The organism is Parabacteroides sp. CT06 (assembly GCF_002257605.1).
GTDB classification, from domain to species: Bacteria; Bacteroidota; Bacteroidia; order Bacteroidales; family Tannerellaceae; genus Parabacteroides; species Parabacteroides distasonis.
On record NZ_CP022754.1, the window covers coordinates 588,837 to 609,345 of the forward strand.

At 45.9% G+C, this 20,509-nt stretch carries 16 protein-coding genes and 2 tRNA genes; 10 read left to right on the plus strand and 8 right to left on the minus strand.

Going from position 1 to position 20,509, the window contains the following annotated elements:
• Positions 1–306: 306 nt before the first annotated feature.
• The 6 genes from CI960_RS02435 (at position 307) to CI960_RS02460 (ending at position 7,679) form a co-directional block, all read left to right on the plus strand.
• Positions 307–2,928, plus strand: a complete 2,622-nt coding sequence (locus tag CI960_RS02435; RefSeq protein ID WP_005858775.1) for a valine--tRNA ligase — start codon at positions 307–309, stop codon at positions 2,926–2,928.
• Positions 2,929–3,113: 185 nt separating this feature from the next.
• Complete coding sequence (locus CI960_RS02440) at positions 3,114–5,084, plus strand: HAMP domain-containing sensor histidine kinase (protein ID WP_005858773.1); 1,971 nt, start codon at positions 3,114–3,116, stop codon at positions 5,082–5,084.
• A gap of 34 nt (positions 5,085–5,118) precedes the next feature.
• A complete protein-coding gene (locus CI960_RS02445; protein WP_005858771.1) occupies positions 5,119–5,970 on the plus strand; it encodes a sugar phosphate isomerase/epimerase in 852 nt (283 codons plus the stop codon).
• Between the two features lie 38 nt (positions 5,971–6,008).
• The gene (locus CI960_RS02450; RefSeq protein ID WP_005858770.1) at positions 6,009–7,043 is read left to right on the plus strand and encodes a DUF6340 family protein; all 1,035 of its coding nucleotides are present in this window, start codon (positions 6,009–6,011) and stop codon (positions 7,041–7,043) included.
• A 62-nt stretch (positions 7,044–7,105) separates the two neighbouring features.
• Positions 7,106–7,567 (plus strand): hypothetical protein, encoded by a 462-nt coding sequence (locus tag CI960_RS02455; RefSeq protein ID WP_005858768.1) that lies wholly within the window; start codon positions 7,106–7,108, stop codon positions 7,565–7,567.
• A 39-nt stretch (positions 7,568–7,606) separates the two neighbouring features.
• A tRNA-Thr gene (locus CI960_RS02460) sits at positions 7,607–7,679 on the plus strand.
• 238 nt (positions 7,680–7,917) lie between these two features.
• On the opposite strand, the gene CI960_RS02465 is transcribed toward CI960_RS02460, so the two are convergent.
• Positions 7,918–7,994: transfer RNA gene (locus tag CI960_RS02465), tRNA-Ala, on the minus strand.
• An 86-nt stretch (positions 7,995–8,080) separates the two neighbouring features.
• On the opposite strand from CI960_RS02465, the gene CI960_RS02470 reads away from it, so the two are divergent.
• Together CI960_RS02470 and ruvC are read left to right on the plus strand one after the other, a co-directional pair.
• On the plus strand, positions 8,081–8,395 hold the full coding sequence (locus CI960_RS02470; RefSeq protein ID WP_005858766.1) for a DUF4286 family protein: 315 nt from the start codon (positions 8,081–8,083) through the stop codon (positions 8,393–8,395).
• Positions 8,392–8,949 carry a crossover junction endodeoxyribonuclease RuvC gene (gene ruvC, locus CI960_RS02475; protein WP_005858764.1) on the plus strand — a complete coding sequence of 186 codons (558 nt, stop codon included), beginning with the start codon at positions 8,392–8,394 and terminating at the stop codon, positions 8,947–8,949. The genes CI960_RS02470 and ruvC overlap by 4 nt, the downstream gene beginning before the upstream one ends.
• A 98-nt stretch (positions 8,950–9,047) precedes the next feature.
• On the opposite strand, the gene gdhA is transcribed toward ruvC, so the two are convergent.
• Positions 9,048–10,382, minus strand: coding sequence for an NADP-specific glutamate dehydrogenase (gdhA, locus tag CI960_RS02480; RefSeq protein ID WP_005858762.1), 1,335 nt, complete (start codon positions 10,380–10,382; stop codon positions 9,048–9,050).
• A gap of 195 nt (positions 10,383–10,577) precedes the next feature.
• Here gdhA and CI960_RS02485 point away from each other — a divergent pair, with 195 nt between their 5' ends.
• Complete coding sequence (locus CI960_RS02485) at positions 10,578–13,532, plus strand: PEP/pyruvate-binding domain-containing protein (RefSeq protein ID WP_005858760.1); 2,955 nt, start codon at positions 10,578–10,580, stop codon at positions 13,530–13,532.
• 80 nt (positions 13,533–13,612) lie between these two features.
• Here the strand turns inward: CI960_RS02485 and CI960_RS02490 are convergent, their stop codons facing one another.
• The 6 genes from CI960_RS02490 to CI960_RS02515 all read right to left on the minus strand — a co-directional run bounded on the left by CI960_RS02490 (position 13,613) and on the right by CI960_RS02515 (position 19,091).
• Positions 13,613–14,644: an endonuclease/exonuclease/phosphatase family protein gene (locus CI960_RS02490; RefSeq protein ID WP_005858758.1), complete on the minus strand. Its 1,032-nt coding sequence runs from the start codon at positions 14,642–14,644 to the stop codon at positions 13,613–13,615.
• A gap of 15 nt (positions 14,645–14,659) precedes the next feature.
• Positions 14,660–15,397 (minus strand): nucleotidyltransferase family protein, encoded by a 738-nt coding sequence (locus CI960_RS02495; protein WP_005858756.1) that lies wholly within the window; start codon positions 15,395–15,397, stop codon positions 14,660–14,662.
• Complete coding sequence (locus tag CI960_RS02500) at positions 15,394–16,824, minus strand: RNase adapter RapZ (protein WP_005858754.1); 1,431 nt, start codon at positions 16,822–16,824, stop codon at positions 15,394–15,396. The genes CI960_RS02495 and CI960_RS02500 overlap by 4 nt, the downstream gene beginning before the upstream one ends.
• A 181-nt stretch (positions 16,825–17,005) precedes the next feature.
• Positions 17,006–18,340 carry an NADP-specific glutamate dehydrogenase gene (locus CI960_RS02505; RefSeq protein ID WP_005858752.1) on the minus strand — a complete coding sequence of 445 codons (1,335 nt, stop codon included), beginning with the start codon at positions 18,338–18,340 and terminating at the stop codon, positions 17,006–17,008.
• A 165-nt stretch (positions 18,341–18,505) separates the two neighbouring features.
• Positions 18,506–18,688: a hypothetical protein gene (locus CI960_RS02510; RefSeq protein ID WP_005858749.1), complete on the minus strand. Its 183-nt coding sequence runs from the start codon at positions 18,686–18,688 to the stop codon at positions 18,506–18,508.
• A 13-nt stretch (positions 18,689–18,701) separates the two neighbouring features.
• Positions 18,702–19,091: a DUF2007 domain-containing protein gene (locus tag CI960_RS02515; RefSeq protein ID WP_005858748.1), complete on the minus strand. Its 390-nt coding sequence runs from the start codon at positions 19,089–19,091 to the stop codon at positions 18,702–18,704.
• Between the two features lie 86 nt (positions 19,092–19,177).
• On the opposite strand from CI960_RS02515, the gene CI960_RS02520 reads away from it, so the two are divergent.
• Entirely contained in the window at positions 19,178–20,110 is a 933-nt protein-coding gene (locus tag CI960_RS02520; protein ID WP_005858747.1) for a site-specific integrase, read from the plus strand.
• Positions 20,111–20,509 lie beyond the last annotated feature (399 nt).

Below are 20,509 nucleotides of genomic sequence, written 5' to 3' on the forward strand. Positions count from 1 at the left end.
AGAAAAACCGTTATAAATAGTTTGCTTGTTATAGGAATAAACCTTCAAATCCCCGGATGTAAAAGTAATTGCCATTCACTCTATTTTCAAAATAGCGTCGTGGTCCTTATAAATCACGTCGTGATCTATATAATCTACGACTTGGTCTTTACAAACCATGCCGTGGTTTATAGAATAGTGGTTTGTCCGAGAGAGAATGCCTATTGTCTCAGCCGACTATATTTCCCGATGCTCAGCGTTTTTTGTCTATATTTTTTGTACTTTCGCGGATCGAGAAATGTGTAAAGACTAATTAGTTATAAAAATATGGAAATCGCTAGTAAGTACAATCCCGCTGAAGTAGAGGGGAAGTGGTATCAGTATTGGTTGGATAACGGCTTCTTTAAGTCAAAGCCAGACGGCCGTGAGCCGTATACGATCGTAATCCCGCCCCCTAACGTCACCGGCGTATTGCACATGGGACATATGCTTAACAATACGATCCAAGATATCTTGGTTCGCCGTGCCCGTATGATGGGTAAGAACGCTTGTTGGGTACCGGGTACGGACCATGCCTCGATCGCTACGGAGGCGAAGGTAGTGAATCGTTTGGCCGGGCAAGGAATCAAGAAAACCGATCTGACGCGCGACGAGTTCTTGCGGCACGCTTGGGAATGGAAAGAAGAGCATGGCGGTATCATCTTGAAGCAGCTTCGTAAATTGGGGGCTTCCTGCGATTGGGATCGTACGGCGTTCACGATGGACGAGAAACGTTCGGAAAGCGTCATCAAGGTTTTTGTCGATCTATATAAGAAGGGCTTGATCTACCGGGGCGTGCGTATGGTGAATTGGGACCCTAAGGCGTTGACGGCCCTGTCCGATGAGGAGGTTATCTATAAGGAAGAGCATAGCAAGCTGTACTATCTTCGCTATAAGATCGTAGGCGAGGAGGGATACGCTGTTGTCGCTACTACCCGTCCGGAGACGATTATGGGAGATACGGCGATGTGTATCAACCCGAACGACCCGAAGAACCAACATCTGAGAGGAAAGAAAGTGATCGTTCCGCTGGTAGGCCGTGAGATTCCGGTGATCGAGGATGATTACGTGGATATAGAGTTTGGTACGGGCTGTTTGAAAGTGACCCCGGCACACGATGTAAACGACTATATGCTGGGCGAGAAATATAATTTGCCTTCTATCGATATATTTAACGATAACGGTACGTTGAGCGAGGCTGCCGGCCTGTATGTGGGCATGGATCGTTTCGATGTCCGCAAGCAGATCGAGGAAGACTTGCGTAACGCCGGTCTTTTGGAGAAGGTAGAGGCTTACGAGAACAAGGTGGGTTTCTCGGAGCGTACGAACGTGCCTATCGAACCGAAATTGTCTATGCAATGGTTCTTGAAGATGGAACATCTAGCCCAGATCGCCTTGGAGCCGGTCATGAAGGACGATATCAAGTTCTATCCGCCGAAGTTCAAGAACACCTACCGCCATTGGATGGAGAATATCAAGGACTGGTGTATCAGCCGTCAGCTTTGGTGGGGACACCGTATCCCGGCTTACTTCTTGCCGGAAGGTGGTTACGTGGTAGCCGAGACGGAAGAGAAAGCTTTGGAACTGGCGAAAGAGAAATGTGGTAACCCGAATCTGACCATGTCTGATTTGCGTCAGGACGAGGACGTATTGGATACTTGGTTCTCCTCTTGGTTGTGGCCGATCTCCCTGTTCGACGGTATCAATAACCCGGATAACGAGGAAATCAATTATTACTATCCGACCAGTGATTTGGTAACCGGACCGGATATCATCTTCTTCTGGGTAGCCCGTATGATTATGGCCGGCTATGAGTACAGAGGGAAAATGCCGTTCAAGAGCGTCTACTTTACGGGTATCGTTCGCGATAAGCTGGGACGTAAGATGTCCAAATCTTTAGGAAACTCTCCCGATCCGTTGCAATTGATCGAGCAATACGGTGCGGACGGCGTGCGTATGGGCTTGATGCTTGCGGCTCCTGCCGGAAATGATATTCCTTTCGATGATGCTTTGTGTGAGCAAGGACGTAACTTCAATAATAAGATATGGAATGCTTTCCGCTTGGTGAAGGGCTGGACGGTAGACGATACGATCGCTCAGCCGGAGGCTTCCGCTATCGCCGTGAAATGGTTCAAGATGCAGCTGGATAAGACGATTGCCGAGGTAGACGACTCTTTCAGTAAATATCGTCTGAGCGAAGCGATGATGGCTGTCTATAAATTGTTCTGGGATGAGTTCTCCTCATGGTATCTGGAGATGGTAAAACCGGGGTATCAGCAGCCGATCGACAAGGCTACTTATGAGGCTACGTTAGGTTTCTTCGATGCCTTGCTTCGTTTGCTTCATCCTTTCATGCCGTTTATTACCGAGGAATTATGGCAAGCCCTTGAGCCTCGTAAGGAAGGTGAGAGCTTGATGGTTGCCCAAATGCCGGAAGTAGCTGTTGCGGATAGCGCTTATTTGGATGCTTTCGAGATCGTGAAAGAGATCGTTGGTGGTGTCCGTACCATTCGTTTGCAAAAGAATATACCGAATAAGGATGCGCTGGAATTGCAGATCGTGGGTGAGCACAATGAGGCGTTCAACGCCGTAATCGCTAAGATGTGCAATCTCTCTTCCATCTCCAAGGTAGAGGAGAAAGCGGCCGGTGCTGTATCGTTCTTGGTCCGTACGACTGAATATGCCGTACCTTTAGGCAATCTGATCAATGTGGAGGAAGAGTTGGCTAAGCTTCAAGAAGAATTGAAATACCAAAAAGGTTTCTTGGCTTCTGTCATGAAGAAATTAGGCAATGAGAACTTCGTGAGCAAAGCCCCGGCGAAAGTAATCGAGATGGAGAAGAAAAAGCAAGCCGATGCCGAATCGAAGATTAAGTCTATCGAGGAAAGTATCGCTGCCTTGACAAAATAAATAGAACGGCCGTTTCTTTGAAATAAGAGCCTATATCAATCTTTTTTTGGTTGATATAGGCTTTTTGTTGTATAAGTTGAAAATGTGATATTAAACTTGTTTATGTTGATGTCTTGGCATTTAAATTTTTATTAACTTGCCGGGCATTGAATAATGGATAGTCGTGCTAACTTTTCAAGGTATATATGAAGAGATTGTTTTTTATTGGTTGTTGGACGTTGATTCTAACTTTGCTTATTCCGGATAGGGCGAAAGGTGACACGTTTGTCGATAGCTTACGAAGAGAAATCAAGGTTTTGCCGGATAGTAGTAAACTAATACGCTTGAACGAATTACTTTATGCCAATACGCATAACAAAGTATATAAAGTATATGCGGATTTGCTACTAGAAGAGGCACAGAGGCAACGTAACGATTATTACAAAGGAAATGCCTTACTATTCTTGATGCGTTATTACTATATGCAAGATCCGGATAGCTTGCGAATATATTTGAAAATAGCGGAACCCCTTTTCATCGCGACAAACCGGATCGAGGAATTATGTAGGGCGAAAGGATGGAATATCTATTCTTTAGCGAATGAGGGGATGCAGGGATTGGTAATCCGGGAGGTGGATAGCTTGAGGAATCTTGCGACCTATTTTAATTATCCGGATGGGGTGGATATGGCAAACCAAGCTTTAGCGAATTTCTATTTTAATATAGGATTGGATGAGGAGGGTATTCAATTAAGCCGGGAGATCTTATCTCGCATGGAAGAACGTAATGCCTCTAGGATGCGTTGGTATTACGTGTTACGGCTGTTGCTTACGAAGGATTTGCGATTGGAGTATTTGAATAAATTGGATTCTTGCATACAAGAGTGCGAGAAAGAGGACATTACTCAATTGGATGCGGAACATACTGTCGCTTTTTTAAAAGATCGCTATCATTATTACTCGGCCCAGTATTACGTGGCGGAAAAAGAGCCTTCCTTGGTTTATCAGCACTTGAGGATGATGGAGGATATCGAAAAGAAGAATAATATGAATGCCGAGCAAATCCTGCCTCAATTCCTTTGGATGAATTATTACGCTTTAGCGGGGAAATATGAGAAGGCCATTGATTTGGCGAACAAATTGGAACTAATGCTCTTGGATAAGAAACGCTTTAGTGATTGGGTCTCAGTGGAGGATTTTAAGGCGGATCTCTATTATAAGCTTGGAAGAGGGATGGAAGCGGCTAGGGCTTACAGAGATTCTAAAGAAGTGCACGACTCGATTATGCGGGTAAAATATTACGAGGATTTAGCGAAGTTGAAAACCCAACGAGAGGTGGAAAAACTAGAGATACAAAGTAAGAAACTGGAGCTAGAGGCGGAAAAGTCGCGTGTCCGTATCTTGATGCTTCGAGGAGGATTTGTCTTGGTGTTGTTACTATGTGCGGGCTTGGGTATAGTCGCCTATGCCCGTCATCGTGCGGGGATACGATTAAAGATCGCAAAAGAGAAAGCGGAGGAGGCGGATCACCTGAAATCTGCGTTCTTGGCAAACATGAATCATGAGATCAGGACGCCATTGAACGCCATCGTCGGATTCTCGCAGGTGATCGCCGATGAGGAAGATGCGGAAACTCGTCATGAACTCTCCAATATTATACAAAGTAATAATGAATTGTTGCAACGCTTGATAGAAGACGTATTGGATATATCGAAAATCGAGTCGAATACGTTGACTTTCGTTTTGGCGAATCATGAAATGAAGGCTTTAATGAAAGATATCTATAGTATCATTTTATTACGTATGCCCGAAAATGTAGAACTTCGATTGGATGATTGCCAACCTTTTACGCTTTATACCGATCGGAGTAGATTAACGCAAGTCCTCACTAATTTATTGACGAATGCTATCAAGCACACGAAAAAAGGTTATATTTGCTTCGGGTATGACGTGACGGAGCAGGAAATCCGCTTTTATGTGACGGATACAGGCGAGGGAATCCCGGACGACCAATTGGAACGGGTTTTCGATCGTTTTGTCAAGTTGACGCAATGGACCAATGGAGTCGGCTTGGGATTGGCTATCTCCAAGGCTTTGGTCACAAAGCTCGGCGGTCGTATAGAAGTGACTTCCCAGCAAGGGGTAGGCTCTACCTTTAGCGTTATTTTCCCAAGATAAACAGTATACATTATATATAATATTGTAATAGACCATGAAACACTCAAGACGTACATTTTTTAAACAAGGATTGGCGGGTGCCCTTTTATTAGGTACCTCCACGATCGCCCGGGCCGCTTTGCCGGACCCTGTAAAGCCAAAAGCCCCGAAGGCCGTAAACCCGTTCCATCTGGGAATGGCGGGATATACTTTCGTTAATTTTGATTTAGATACGACGTTGAAGACGTTGGAACGATTAGATATCCATTATCTTTGCATCAAGGATTTCCATTTGCCGTTGAATAGTACGGATGAGCAGATTAGGGCTTTTCATGATAAATGCGCTGCCCATAAAGTGACGGGATATGCCGTAGGTCCTATTTATATGAAGAGTGAGGAAGAGATAGATCGTGCGTTTGATTATGCGAAGCGGGTAGGAGTGAAGTTAATCGTCGGTGTCCCGAATTACGAGCTTTTACCCTATGTGGATAAAAAAGTGAAGGAGTATGATTTTCATTACGCTATCCACTTGCACGGTCCTGATATTAAGACGTATCCCGATGCTACGGACGTTTGGGAGCATACGAAGGATTTAGACCCCCGTATCGGTATGTGTCTGGATGTCGGGCATGACTTGCGAAACGGCTGTGATCCTGTCGCCGACTTGAAGAAATACCATACCCGGGTATTCGATATGCACATCAAGGACGTGACGGATTCTTCGAAGGCGGGAGTCGGGATCGAGATCGGTCGTGGAAAGATCGACTTCCCTGCGCTGATCCGTATGATGCGGGAAGTTAATTACACGGGAATGTGTAGCTTGGAATACGAGAAAGACATGAAAGACCCCTTCTTGGGGATCGCGGAGTCTATCGGCTATTTCAAGGCTGTGAGTGATTTGACATAATGTGGGGGCGTAAATCGCCCCCTTTTAAATAGATGAAGATGAGAAGCATTCTTTTTATAGGCATAGCGGGTTTGTTGTCCGCTTGTAGCACGATTAATTATGTAGGTATCGAGACGTATAATCCTGCGGAGGTGACGTTTCCTGAGAATGTCGCCAAGGTACTTATCGTAAACAATGCCGTCCCCCAACCGGAGGATGCGGGTTACGAATACACCTTGCAGGGAGAGAGGCAAGATACTTGCAAAGCGAAAGCGGATAGTGCGCTGTTTGACGCTTGCCGTACTTTAGGGGAGGCTATCGTGGAGGCTTCTTATTTTAACGACGTATTGCTTTACCATGATGCGGTTCGAAAAGATAATCAGGCGTTTCTGGATACGAAACTTACCCAAGGGCAAGTAGCGTCGCTATGCGATGAGACCGGTGCCGATGCGGTTATCTCCATCGACCGCTTGCTGTTCGATATGAAGAAAAGCGTAGGTACCTTGGGCGAAGGGTATGTAATGGGAATGATCGACGTGCAGATGGCTGGCGTGATACGCAGTTACGTTCCCGATCGTGAGGCTCCACTGGCGACGGTACATATGAAAGATAGTATTTATTGGGCGGAAAGTGCGGATTATATGCCGATCTTGGATAAGGTATTGCCCTCTCCGGAGAATGCTTTGCGTGGGGCCGGTAAATATTTCGGGGCGAAGGTCTACGCTAATTTTGTTCCTCATTGGGAGAAGGAGACTCGTTGGTACTTTACCGGAATGGGTTCACGTTGGAAAGAGGCTTCCGCTTATGCGGCTAATGAGAAATGGGATATGGCGGAAGATCGTTGGTCCGGGCTTTACCGGGGTACGGAAAACTGGAAAAGCCGGGCGAAGGCGGCCTCTAATCTGGCCCTATGCCATGAGATGAGAGGAGCTTTAAAAGAAGCCTATGAGTGGGCTCATAAATCATACGATTTATTCAAGCGTAATAATGGTGATAATGATAAGAGTACCAAATTATTGGAACTCTATGTACAGGCGTTGGCCGAACGAATTCGTTCCGATAAGAAACTAAATGTGCAATTTGGTGAGGATTAACGGCGTTATTCGGTGAATTATTATTACTTTTGACGCATATTCGAATAAAGGAGAATTAATATATGAACGCAAATATGGCAAAGGTTCAATCCCTCATCGAGAACGCTTTTACGTCGGCTGTTGAAAAGCTGGCCAAGGATGAGTCCGGTAATTTTATAAGCGACTTATATGTGCAGGCTGATGCGGAAAGCGGGGAACTGCAAATTTATGATGATGAGGAGCATTTGATCGAAAAGATCGTTATCTTCGATTGGGTGAACTCGAACGAGGAGGAGAACGCATTCAATAAGCGGGTTGCCGCTTCGGTGAAGGCGGTTCTTACGATCTTGTCTACCAAGAATATTTTTGACGTCCCCCGATTCATGAAGCCTCTTTCTGTTAGCTTGACCGATGAGGATTTTGTTGTAATAGAGGAACTTCTCTTCATCGATGATGATATGCTTCGTCTGGACGATCCTCTATTAAAAGATTTAGATGCAGATTTAGATGATTTTTTAGCGAATCTTCTTGCAGATGTCAAATAAACCCTGTATCTTTGCGCCCGAAATAAAGAAACAAATGTTGCCGAAATAGCTCAGCTGGTAGAGCAACGCATTCGTAATGCGTAGGTCGCCGGTTCAAGTCCGGCTTTCGGCTCACAAAATTAGGCAGTTATCTTTTTAGGTAACTGCCTAATTTTGTTTGATAAGGCTGCGGTTCTAGCGAGGTTTGGGAGGTAAGGTTAAACTGGGTGTTAAACCGGAAATGCAATGAACGCAACAGCGTTATTATTTGCGTCAAATTTGCGTCACCAAATGCAACAAAACGCCAAAACAAAACGATTTTTATCAATAAAAAAAGCGGCTACTTGTTTTGTAACCGCTTAATTTATTATTGGTGGAGCATATCGGACTCGAACCGATCACCTACAGACTGCCAGTCTGTCGCTCTAGCCAGATGAGCTAATGCCCCGTCTTGTTAATTCATGTGCAAATATAAGGCTTTTCTTGATATATGCGCTATCTTTGTATAAGAAATTTCAAGAGAAAGGAAAGAAGATGATAATTTATAATACGACTTTTCATATCCATAAGGATATCGTGGATGAGTGTCTGGAATATTTGAAGAATAGTTATATACCGAAAGCCTCCGAGAGCGGTATCCTTTATAGTCCTTATTTGAGACGGATCTTGGATTCGCGGAATGAGGAAGGTGAAAGTTTTTCCGTACAGTTTCATACGAGGGATATCGATTCGTTGAATGAGTGGGTGCGTAAGGAAGGCGGAGCCTTGCAGCAAGATTTGATAGGACGTTATAAAGAGAAAATCGCAGGATTCTCTACCCTGTTGGAAGATATAGAGCTACCTAAATGATCAAGGACCGTATTATATTAGGCATAGACCCCGGTACGATCGTGATGGGATACGGAATCTTGAAGATCGAGGGGAATAAACCGAAGCTGGAAGCTATGGGAATCCTGCAATTGAATAAATATGAGGATCATTATCTCCGTCTGCGTAAGATATTCGAACGGGTCTTGGCCTTGATCGATCAATACCATCCGGATGAGTTGGCTATCGAGGCGCCTTTCTTCGGGAAGAACGTACAGAGTATGTTGAAACTCGGAAGGGCGCAAGGGGTAGCGATGGCTGCGGCCTTGGAGCGGGATATCCCGATCTTCGAGTACGCCCCTCTAAAAATCAAGCTCTCGATCACGGGGAATGGAAATGCGGCGAAAGAACAAGTGGCCGGCATGCTACAACGCTATCTGAAGATACCGGATGAGTCCATGCTTCCGCAATTGGACGCTACGGATGGGTTGGCGGCGGCTGTTTGTCATTATTTCCAAACCAATAATCCGATCTCGGAAAAGAAGTATACGGGATGGAAGGATTTTATCGCTAAGAACCCCGGGAAAGTCCGCTGATATGAGCTTAAAAAACATAGTTATGAAATTCTCAAACCATAACTAAGGTTCAAAGAATTCATAACTATGTTTTTATTTAGCCTAAACTGACCTTATTCTTATACGATACCTTGTGCCATCATAGCTTTCGCTACTTTCATGAAGCCTGCGATATTCGCGCCTTTTACATAATTGATATATTCGCCATCTTTACCGTGAGCTACGCATTGTTCGTGGATTGCGCTCATGATCTGATGTAATTTAGCGTCTACCTCGGCGGCAGTCCATGAGATATGCATAGCGTTCTGAGTCATCTCTAATCCGGAAGTAGCTACACCACCGGCGTTGACAGCCTTACCCGGAGCGAATAATTGCTTATGCTCGATGAACAAGTCTACAGCCTCAGCCGTACAACCCATGTTAGAAACCTCAGCTACGCACAAAGTCTTGTTCTCGATCAACTTACGAGCGTCAGCCTCGTTCAACTCATTCTGGGTAGCGCATGGCAAGGCTATATCTACTTTTTGTTCCCAAGGTTTCTTGCCGGGATAGAAGGTAGAGCCCGGGAATTCGTCTGCGTAAGGAGCTACGATATCATTTCCGGAATTACGCAATTCCAACATATAGTCGATCTTCTCGCCGGAGATACCCACCGGATCATAGATATATCCGTCAGGACCGGAGATCGTAACCACTTTAGCGCCCAACTCGGTGGCCTTTGTAGCGGCACCCCAAGCCACGTTGCCGAAACCGGAGATGGCGACCGTCTTGTCCTTGATATCGATTCCGTGAGTCTCCAGCATTTGATGTACGAAATAAAGAGCGCCGAAGCCGGTAGCTTCCGGACGAAGGATAGAACCTCCGAACTCCATGCCCTTACCCGTGAACGTACCCGTATTCTCGCGAGCCAATTTCTTGTACATACCGTACATATAACCTACCTCACGGCCACCTACGCCTATATCACCAGCCGGAACATCCCTGTCCGGACCAAGATTACGCCATAATTCAAGAATAAACGCTTGGCAGAAACGCATGATCTCGGCGTCGCTCTTTCCTCTCGGAGCGAAATCGGAACCACCTTTGCCACCACCCATCGGAAGGGTTGTCAAAGCGTTTTTAAATGTTTGCTCGAATCCTAAGAATTTCAAGATAGACAAGTTAACGGACGGGTGGAAACGGATGCCTCCCTTGTACGGGCCGATTGCGTTGTTGAACTGAACACGGTATCCCAAGTTAACTTGTATCTCACCTTTATCATCTACCCAAGGCACACGGAAAGTGAAAATACGTTCCGGCTCAACTAGGCGTTCAATGATTTTCGCTTTCTCAAATTCCGGATGTTGGTTGTACACTTCCTCAATTGATAAAAGCACTTCTTTTACTGCTTGCAAATACTCCTTTTCTCCCGGATGTTTTGCCTCTAGCGCTGATAAAATAACTTCAGTCTTCATAGCATTTATATTCTTTAAAAGGATAACATTCTGTTGGCAAATGTAGGTAATTCTTTGGAATGACCAAGAGTTTCGCTTACTTTTTATCAGTGAAAACCTAAAAATCTTCAGTTAGAGTCAGAATGCGTACTTTCATGTTTCAATAGTTATTATTTTTCCTTACATTTGACTCGAATAATTCTATCAGAATCTATTATGAGCGGTATACCGAACTTAAAAGACTTGGTGTTCAGAGACACCCCGTTTGCCAATCTAATGAATAAGCGTATATATAATGTATTGCTTATCGCTACGAAATATGATTCCTTCATGCTGGAAGATGACGGGCGTGTAGATGAGCAGATATTTAACGAATATACTTCCTTAAGCCTCCGTTACCCACCCCGGTTTACGCAGGTGACTACCGAGGAGGAGGCTTTGAATGAGTTGAAGAACCGGAACTTCGAATTGATCATTTGCATGCCGAATATGGATAACCGGGATATATTCGCTGCGGCGAGCGAGATAAAGGTGCATTATCCGAATATCCCGATCGTCGTATTGACTCCTTTCTCGAAAGAGGTGTCTAAGCGGATCGCCAACGAGGATCTGAGCGCTATCGATTATGTGTTCAGCTGGTTGGGTAACTCGGAGTTGTTACTGGCGATTATCAAGTTGATCGAGGATAAGATGAACGCTCCGGACGATACGGCCAGCGTGGGCGTACAGATCATCTTGTTGGTGGAGGATTCCATTCGTTTCTATTCGTCCGCTTTGCCTCATTTATATAAGTTCGTGCTGGAGCAGAGCCAAATGTTCGCGAAGGAGGCGTTGAACGATCACCAGCGTACGTTGCGTATGCGGGGTCGTCCGAAGATCAAATTGGCCCGGAATTACGAGGAGGCGGTACGTATTTTTGATCAGTATCGGGATAATATGTTGGGTATTATCTCGGATATGAGTTTTATGCACAATGGCGTGAAAGATCCGTATGCCGGTTATAAGTTCGGACAGTATGTACGGAAAACGGGTTTGATCATTCCTTTCGTGCTGGAATCTTCGGAGGCCAGCAACCATGTGTACGCGAAGGAACTGAACGCCTCGTTTATCGATAAGAATTCCAAGAGTTATCCGCAGGATTTGAAAAAGAAGATCATGCAGCGTTTCGGTTTCGGCGATTTCGTGATCTTGAATCCGCATACGAAAGAGGAGATCATGCGTATCAAGGATTTGAAAGACCTTCAAAAGAAAGTCTTCCAGATTCCCGACGACTCGCTGGTTTACCATCTCTCCCGGAATCATTTCTCCCGTTTCTTTTATTCCCGTGCCATGTTTCCACCCGCCGAGGTTTTGAAGCATGTGGACGTGAGTGACTATAAGGATATGGATGAGGCCCGGAAATTGATTTTCGACTTGATCGTGCAATATCGCCGGATGAAGAACACGGGTGTCGTGGCGGTTTATCAGAAGGATCGTTTTGATGAGTATAGTAATTTTGCCCGTATCGGCGACGGTTCGCTGGGAGGTAAGGGTAGAGGTCTTGCCTTTATCGGTGCGATGGTGAAGCGATACCCTAAGCTGGAGAGTGATAATTTTGCCGTGAATATCCCGAAGACGGTCGTGATCTGTACCGACATCTTCGACGAGTTCATGGAGACGAACGAGTTGTATCCGGTAGCGCTGGGCGATGCGGACGACGAGACGATCCTCCGGTATTTCTTGCGGGCCAGCTTGCCCTCCCGTTTAATCGAGGACTTGATGGCTTTCTTCGATGTGGTGAAAAGCCCGATCGCCGTGCGTTCCTCCAGCCTGCTGGAAGATTCGCATTATCAACCTTTCGCCGGGATCTATTCTACGTATATGGTACCTAAGATCGAGGAGAAATACGATATGCTCCGTACGGTGAGCGACGCTATCAAGGCGGTGTATGCCTCTGTCTTTTATAAGGATAGTAAGGCGTATATGACGGCTACCTCGAACTTGATCGATCAGGAGAAGATGGCTATCGTCTTGCAAGAAGTGGTGGGCTCCCGTTATAATGATCATTTCTATCCGACGATGTCGGGCGTGGCCCGTTCCTTGAATTTCTATCCGATCGGTAACGAGAAGGCGGAAGATGGGATCGCGAATATCGCCTTGGGATTGGGTAAATATATCGTCGATGGCGGGCAAACCTTGCGTTTCTCTCCCCGACATCCCCATAGCATCTTGCAGATGAGTACGATGGATTTCGCTCTCAGGGAAACGCAGACTCGTTTCTATGCCTTGGATTTGAAGAATATGGCGGAAACCTTCTCGGTAGATGATGCCTTTAATTTGGTGAAGCTGGGCTTGAAGGACGCTGACGCTGAAGGTTCCCTGAAATATATTGTCTCTACATACGATCCGTACGATCAGATTATCCGTGACGGTTATTACCCGGGCGGTCGTAAGATCCTTTCTTTCGTGAATATCCTACAGCATGACGTATTCCCGCTGGCGGATACGTTGGATCAGATCTTACGGATCGGGCAGCAGGAAATGGGTCGTCCGGTCGAGATTGAGTTCGCTGTCAACATGGACCCGTCGGATCATACAAGGGCGACTTTCTATCTGTTGCAAATCCGTCCGATCGTAGATAATAAAGAGATTATGGACGAGGATCTGAGCTTGGTGAAGAACGAGGAAACCATCCTTTCTTCTACCAGTGTTTTGGGGCATGGCATCGTTGGCGACGTACAGGATATTATCTATGTGAAGACGGGCGCTTTTAATTCATCCAATAATCAGTTGATCGCTTATGAGATCGAGAAGATGAACCGTTCGTTTACCGATCAGGAGAAAGGATACGTATTAGTCGGCCCCGGCCGATGGGGGAGCAGCGACTCTTGGTTGGGTATTCCGGTGAAATGGCCGCATATCAGTAACGCACGGGTGATCGTGGAATGCGGATTGGAGAATTATCGGGTAGACCCGAGTCAAGGTACCCATTTCTTCCAGAACCTGACTTCGTTCGGAGTGGGCTATTTTACGGTTAATCCATTTAAGGGAGATGGTTGGTTCGATGAGGCGTTCTTGAATGCGCAACCTGCCGTAGAGGAGACGGAATATCTTCGTCATGTACATTTTGATGCTCCGATTACGATTAAGATGGATGGGAAGAAAAGTCTTGGCGTGGTATTGAAACCATAAAAAGATAGCGTTTCAAGAGAAGATTGTTGTTTGTGGATTTGCGAGACGAGCCGGTAAGACGGGTCTCGCGAATCCATTTTTTATTTCAAGTGGAAAGTGGCAAGAACCGCTTTGTGGTCGGTAGGCCAGATTCCAAGGGGAGTCATGATCGGGTCGGAGGTCTCTTCCGTCTCTCTTTGCCCACGGAGGATGTCACCTTTCGGACCGATGATACATACATCTGTAAGCGTTAATCCCTCGAATGGAGCGTAATGGATGAAATCGATGCGATCTCTATCGTCCGCTTTCGGCGACCAAACCAATTTCTCTAAAGCGATATCCTTACAGTCCGCCGGGCAGGTAAGTCCCGGATGAGTTACAGGGTTCGGGAAGATCTCACGGTACGTATCTTTGAAGCCGTCTTTCTCCAGCATGACGGATACGTGCCAAGGAACAACCAATCCTTGGTGGTCTCTCATATCTTTGGTCGCCTCAGTCCAGTCCAGATGGGAAGGCTCGTTAAAGTCTCCTCCGAGGATAACGATCCGTCCGGCTTCCCGATCCTTTTTCGCCTCTTTTAGGAAGCAAGCGATAGCGTCGTCACGGACAGATTGCTCGTTCAACCATAGGAGTGTGTCCAGATTGGTGACAGGAGGTTCCTCGTCCCATGTATTTCCGTCGTATCCACGGGCATCGTAATAAGCGCAATTACGATAATCCAGATGGGCGGTGTAAAGAGCTACCTCGGTATCGCCGATGTGGGTAATGGCCTTGTACATACTACCCCTGTCATCGTTCAAGGGATAGACGGTCGTGCTATCCGTGATCGGGTAGCGGCTTAACAGACCGGAATCCTCGGTGTAGAAAGAATAGTACGTTTGTCCTTTTTGCTGCAACGCTTCCACGATCCGGTCGCAAAAACGGGTCTGATGATAATTACGTACCTCGCTTAACGTAACGAAATCGGCGTTACTTCTTACGATCTCGTCAGCGATAGCGTCAAAGCCTCCTTTTACGACAGCGCCTTCCTGCCAGATGTTGAATTGAAGAACCTTGAAAGTCTTCTCTTGCTGGCAAGAGCTGAGGCCCAGTGCGATCAACAAGAGTAAGTAGATAAAACTAGTTTTTTTCATGTGTGAAATATTTTGTTAGATGTTTTGTCGTAGCCATTCCTCGGCGGCGGCCAAGGTTTCCGGCTTGCCGATATCCAATAGTTTTAGGTTATCCGCCATATAAGCCCTGATATCGGTTTTGGCGCAAATAGCCAGATAGAAGTTAATGATAGAGAACTTTCCGGTCCATTCTTCCATCAGCTCCAATATCTTGGGCGAGAGTACGTGGATTCCGCTAAAGGCGTACTCGTTGTGTTGATCCGGGTCAAAATAGGGATAGTAAGATTTTACCTCGCCGGTCTCATGATTACGCCAACCACACAGTCTATTCTCCTTATTAAATAATAGATAACGTGAGGTATTGCGCTGGCTGACGAGTAAGGTAGCCAACGGGTTCGTTTGTACATGGGTATCGTATAGTTTCTTGAGATCCACGTTCGATAAGATATCGACATTATGTATCAAGAAAGGCTCGTTCCCGCATAAAAGAGAAGTGGCCTTCTTGATTCCTCCTCCCGTATCCAGCAGATAATCGCTCTCGTCCGAGATTTCGATCCGGACACCGAAGTTGTTGTTCGCCTCCAGAAAATCCACGATCTGGTTGCCTAAATGGTGGATATTGATCACGATCTGGTCGAAACCGGAGGATTTCAGTTTCAGTATGACGTGTTCTAGCATCGGTTTGCCCCCGATAGGTATAAGCGCTTTTGGCGTGTGATCGGTTAACGGCTTCAGTCTGGAACCAGTACCGGCCGCGAAAATCATAGCTTTCATAATGTAGGGTTAAAGAGTTGTTCTATATTTTGTTCTCTATGTACTAAATGTACTTTTACTCCGAACTTGGTGTTAAGATGTTCCGCCAGATGTTGTGCGGAATAGACCGAACGGTGCTGTCCTCCCGTACATCCGAAACAAATCATCAAATTGGTGAATCCACGATCCATATATCGTTTTACCGAGGCGTCTACGATATGGTAGACATGCTCGAGGAAATTCGTGATCTCCCCGTCATCCTCCAAGAACTGGATCACTGGCTCATCCAAACCGGTGAAATGGTTGTAACGCTCGTATTTACCGGGGTTATTTATCGCACGGCAATCGAATACGAATCCACCTCCGTTCCCGCTAGGGTCGTTCGGGATTCCTTTTTTATAGGCGAAGCTCATGACCTTTACTTCCAGCATATGTTTCTGGATATCATCCGTGAATTGTTTCAACCCGGTAAGCTCACGAAGGACGGAGCATAAATAGGGATATTCCGGATAGTCATTCTTCAATAACTGCCGCAGGTTCTCGATCGCGAACGGGACGCTTTGGATGAAATGAGGCTTTTTCTCGAAATACCCCCGGAAACCATAAGCCCCCAATACCTGCAAGGTCCTGAACAGGACGAAATGGCGCAGCTGGCTATGGAAGTAAGCTTCGTCTACCGGGATATATTTACGTAGGGCCGTGATATAATCCGATAGTAATTCATTCCTCAGATCCTCCGGATATTTCGCTTTCGCCTGCCAAAGGAAGGAAGCCACGTCGTAATAAACCGGGCCTTTTCGTCCACCTTGAAAATCAATAAACCAAGGCTCTCCATCCTTTACCATAACATTGCGTGACTGGAAATCACGGTACAGGAACGTGGCGGAGGAACTGCGTAACAATACGTCGCTCATCTTCAAGAAATCATCTTCCAGACGATTTTCCTGAAACTCCATCCCGGTAGCCTTTAAGAAACAGTACTTGAAATAATTCAAGTCCCAAAGGATAGACCGTTGGTTGAACTCGGCTTGCGGATGGCAATACGAGAAATCGAAACCGTCGGACCCCAAGAACTGGATGTCGGGGAGTTTGGTGATCGTCTTGTGTAATAAACGGCGTTCCTCCTCGTCGAATACACTGCTTTTACGGCCTTTCTCGATGGCGTTGAAAAGAAGCGTATCTCCTAAATCTTCTTGGATATAAAATGAATGGTCGTCCGAGCTGGCATATACTTGCGGTACGGGTAAGCCCTTCTCCCGGAAATGTTTTGCCATATAGATAAAAGCCTCGTTCTCCTCAGTAGAAGTGCCACTAACTCCAATCAACGTCTCAGGACCTTTTATCCTGAAATACCGGCGGTTAGAGCCGGATGACGGTAACTCTGTTATTTCCTCTGCCGGTGATCCGGTATATGATTGGTATAGCTTCCTAAGTTCTTCTGTTATCATACTTATCGATTTACGGCACTAAGATACCGCTTTTTAATTGAAAATTAAGAATTGAAAATTGAAAATTGGGACTTCGTCGGAAATAAGAAAGGGGAATAGCCTCTCAAAGCCTATCCCCCTCGCTTATATGATCATCAATCTCTCCTCTCTAACTAATTTTCAATTCTCAATTTTCAATTACCTAGAGTATTCCTTGTGCCATCATAGCCTTAGCTACCTTCATGAAGCCGGCTACGTTGGCGCCTTTCACGTAGTTTACGTAACCATCCTCTTGCTTTCCGTATTTTACGCATTGCTCGTGGATGTTTTCCATGATGCTCTGAAGTTTCTGGTCTACTTCCTCGCTGCTCCAGCTTAACTTCTGTGCGTTCTGAGTCATCTCAAGACCGGAAACGGATACACCACCTGCGTTAGCGGCCTTACCCGGAGCGTAAAGGATCTTGGCCTCAAGGAATGCGTCGATAGCTTCTGGCGTAGAAGGCATGTTAGCGCCTTCGGATACGGCGAAGCAACCGTTGGCCAATAAAGTCTTGGCATCGTCGCCGTTCAACTCATTCTGGGTTGCGCTCGGCATAGCGATGTCGCATTTCTCTCCCCAAGGACGAGCGCCTTGTACATATTTGCATCCGTATTGCTCCGCGTATTCACGGATACGGCCACGATACAAGTTCTTCAACTCCATGATATAATCCAGTTTCTCACGGTCGATACCATCCGGATCATAGATATAACCGTCGGAATCAGACATCGTGACAACTTTCGCTCCAAGACTGATTAATTTCTCTACCGTATATTGAGCCACGTTTCCGGAACCTGATACACAAACTACCTTGTCTTTGATATCAATGTTGCGGGTTTTCAGCATCTGCAACAAGAAATATACGTTTCCGTAACCTGTAGCTTCCGGACGGATCAAGGAACCTCCGAACTCGATACCCTTACCCGTGAATGTGCCCGTATTCTCACGAGCCAATTTCTTGTACATTCCATACATATAAGCCACCTCACGTCCGCCTACACCGATATCGCCGGCGGGAACATCCGTGTCCGGACCGATATGGTGCCATAACTCAAGGATGAAGGCTTGGCAGAAACGCATAATCTCAGCGTTTGACTTTCCTCTCGGGCTAAAGTCGGAACCTCCTTTACCACCACCCATCGGCAATGTAGTCAGTGAATTTTTAAACGTTTGCTCAAAAGCCAAGAACTTAAGGATCGATTGGTTTACGGAAGCGTGGAAACGGATACCGCCTTTGTACGGGCCGATAGCGTTGTTGTGCTGGATACGGTAACCCATGTTCGTCTGGATTTGTCCCTTATCGTCCATCCAAGTTACACGGAAAGAGAAAATGCGATCGGGGATACAAAGGCGCTCGATCAAGTTGCTTTTCTCAAATTCCGGATGCTCGTTGTAAGCTTCCTCGATAGTCCCTAAAACCTCTGATACTGCTTGATGATATTCCGGTTCGTTCGGAAATCTTCTTTTCAAGTTGTCTAAAACTTCACTTGCCTTCATGACTGAATTTTATATTTAGAATGTTATACCATTTTGTTATCCGTACGCCGTTTGTTTAACGACGTGGCAAAGGTAAGCTAATTTTTGACACTAGCAAATAATTGAAAGAGAAAATGCATAAAAAATATCATTTAGATATATTAAGTTTGAAAAAACGACGAAATGTTATTCGTCTCTATGCTTGAAATTCTTATAGATCGGAACGAACACAATGATAGCGGAGGCTACAAGGGCAAATATGACGTCGAAATTGATCGTTTCGCTGTATACAAGCAGCATGTAGCATAAGACACCCCATAGTAAGGTGATACATACGGCTTGACTATTTGTTATCTTTCTGCGTGCCATTGATTACATTTGTTTAGTTTGATGAAATAAGCGATCCGAAGTAAATCACCAAAGCCAAAAAGACAGCTATGATGACGAATAGGATCATGATTTGTTTCTCTAAGGGATATTTTCGTAGAAAAGGGATATGACGTGCGAATCCGGCGACTTGTTCTACCGGTTCCGCTTGCTCGTCTTCCCGGGGCAGGTCGTAACCGCCTTCCTCCATGATCTTCATGGCTCGGGGAACGTCGCTTTCCAGAATCTCCACCCGTGCGCCGCCTACGTCTACGTAACCGGCCATGATCTGGCTGCTTAACTCATTGCGGAGATAACATTCTATCCCTTCCGACCTCAACAGGGCCATCAGCGGTTGGGCATCCGCCGGATAGGTGAACCGGGCTATTTCTACGATCTTGTCCATGGTATTTGTTTTTCTGCAAATGTAAGTAGACAATCACGAATTAACCGTGTTTTTTATTGTAATTTACTTTTTTTATACGTGAAAATATGAAACAGTATGATTTAGCGGAGGGTATGCGGATGTATATAGCCCGATTGAGAGAGCAAGGACGTTATTCGTCCGCCAAGAGTTATCAAGATGCCTTGAATTCATTCCTGCGTTTTTGTGGGCAGGAGGTGATTCCTTATACCCGTATCGACCGGGAAATGCTTTTGAGGTATCAAGACTATTTGCGGGACCGGGAATGCTCGTGGAATACGGTGTCTACCTATATGCGTAGGATTCGCCGTGTGTATGGGTTGGCGATGGAGAATGGGGAGGCTCCTTTTTCCCGTTATTTGTTCAAGGGGATTTTCATGGGAGTGAAAAGCAAACAGAAGAAGGCGTTGCCTACGGAATCCTTGCGTTTGTTGATGACCGCTCCGTTGGATGATTCGGGGCTGCGGAAAACACAGCGGGCATTGTGTTTGATGTTCTTGTTTTGCGGTATGGCATTTGTCGATTTCGCTCATTTGAAAAAGAGTGATATCCGGAGTGGTGTCTTGAGGTATAACCGCCAGAAGACGGGTACGCCGATGTTGGTCGAGATACAGCCTGTGGCCAAGGAGTTGTTGGCTGCGTTAATGACCGACACGCTTCGGGATTCTCCTTATCTATTCACTTTCTTGAGTGGGACGAAAACGGGTGAAGAGGCCTTCCGGGAATATACCTCTGCCTTGGCTGATTTCAACAGTTCCTTGAAGGAACTGGCAAATGCCTGTGGTGTGACGGAAATGGTTACCTCGTACTCAATCCGTCACTCTTTCGCCACGACCTTGAAGGAACAGGGTGTACCGATCGAGATGATCAGCGAATTGCTGGGACACCAATCGATCAAGACGACGCAAATCTATTTGAAGAGCTTCTCTTTGGATAAGATGTCTGCGGTGAACAAGGCTTGCTTCGAGAGCATATATAATAATGTATCAAAGGTGGGGTAGGCGATCGGCTACTTGGGAAGTAGCGTAATCTTCCACGCCGCAAATTTAGTAAAAAACACCGAATAACAAACAATTTTTAGGCTTTGTGTAGGCTTTGTTTGTTTTCTGAATTTATCTTTCCTCGATTTTTCGTTTCTATTCGTGGTGTATGGGCACGACAATGGAGACGAAACGACCTCATATTTCCTGCATCATCACGTCTCCCCAAAAAATCGTACGAACATCGTGTAGAGACGGGGCGTGCCCCGTCTCATCCCCTCAAATGGGTATTTTAAATTACTGCCAGATGGTGGGAGACGGAGCGTGCTCCGTCTCTACAACTGGGTAATAATCATTTCCTATCTTTTACGCTACTTCCCAAGTAGCCGATCTTCCACGTCCCGATAGAAGAGATATTGA

What these genes read in the sequence shown, in the direction of transcription:
- CI960_RS02435 (WP_005858775.1), top strand. Translation starts at nt 307, where the DNA reads ATGGAAATCGCTAGTAAGTACAATCCCGCTGAAGTAGAGGGGAAGTGG.
- CI960_RS02440 (WP_005858773.1), top strand. Translation starts at nt 3,114, where the DNA reads ATGAAGAGATTGTTTTTTATTGGTTGTTGGACGTTGATTCTAACTTTG.
- CI960_RS02445 (WP_005858771.1), top strand. Translation starts at nt 5,119, where the DNA reads ATGAAACACTCAAGACGTACATTTTTTAAACAAGGATTGGCGGGTGCC.
- CI960_RS02450 (WP_005858770.1), top strand. Translation starts at nt 6,009, where the DNA reads ATGAGAAGCATTCTTTTTATAGGCATAGCGGGTTTGTTGTCCGCTTGT.
- CI960_RS02455 (WP_005858768.1), top strand. Translation starts at nt 7,106, where the DNA reads ATGAACGCAAATATGGCAAAGGTTCAATCCCTCATCGAGAACGCTTTT.
- CI960_RS02470 (WP_005858766.1), top strand. Translation starts at nt 8,081, where the DNA reads ATGATAATTTATAATACGACTTTTCATATCCATAAGGATATCGTGGAT.
- ruvC (WP_005858764.1), top strand. Translation starts at nt 8,392, where the DNA reads ATGATCAAGGACCGTATTATATTAGGCATAGACCCCGGTACGATCGTG.
- gdhA (WP_005858762.1), bottom strand. Translation starts at nt 10,382, where the DNA reads ATGAAGACTGAAGTTATTTTATCAGCGCTAGAGGCAAAACATCCGGGA.
- CI960_RS02485 (WP_005858760.1), top strand. Translation starts at nt 10,578, where the DNA reads ATGAGCGGTATACCGAACTTAAAAGACTTGGTGTTCAGAGACACCCCG.
- CI960_RS02490 (WP_005858758.1), bottom strand. Translation starts at nt 14,644, where the DNA reads ATGAAAAAAACTAGTTTTATCTACTTACTCTTGTTGATCGCACTGGGC.
- CI960_RS02495 (WP_005858756.1), bottom strand. Translation starts at nt 15,397, where the DNA reads ATGAAAGCTATGATTTTCGCGGCCGGTACTGGTTCCAGACTGAAGCCG.
- CI960_RS02500 (WP_005858754.1), bottom strand. Translation starts at nt 16,824, where the DNA reads ATGATAACAGAAGAACTTAGGAAGCTATACCAATCATATACCGGATCA.
- CI960_RS02505 (WP_005858752.1), bottom strand. Translation starts at nt 18,340, where the DNA reads ATGAAGGCAAGTGAAGTTTTAGACAACTTGAAAAGAAGATTTCCGAAC.
- CI960_RS02510 (WP_005858749.1), bottom strand. Translation starts at nt 18,688, where the DNA reads ATGGCACGCAGAAAGATAACAAATAGTCAAGCCGTATGTATCACCTTA.
- CI960_RS02515 (WP_005858748.1), bottom strand. Translation starts at nt 19,091, where the DNA reads ATGGACAAGATCGTAGAAATAGCCCGGTTCACCTATCCGGCGGATGCC.
- CI960_RS02520 (WP_005858747.1), top strand. Translation starts at nt 19,178, where the DNA reads ATGAAACAGTATGATTTAGCGGAGGGTATGCGGATGTATATAGCCCGA.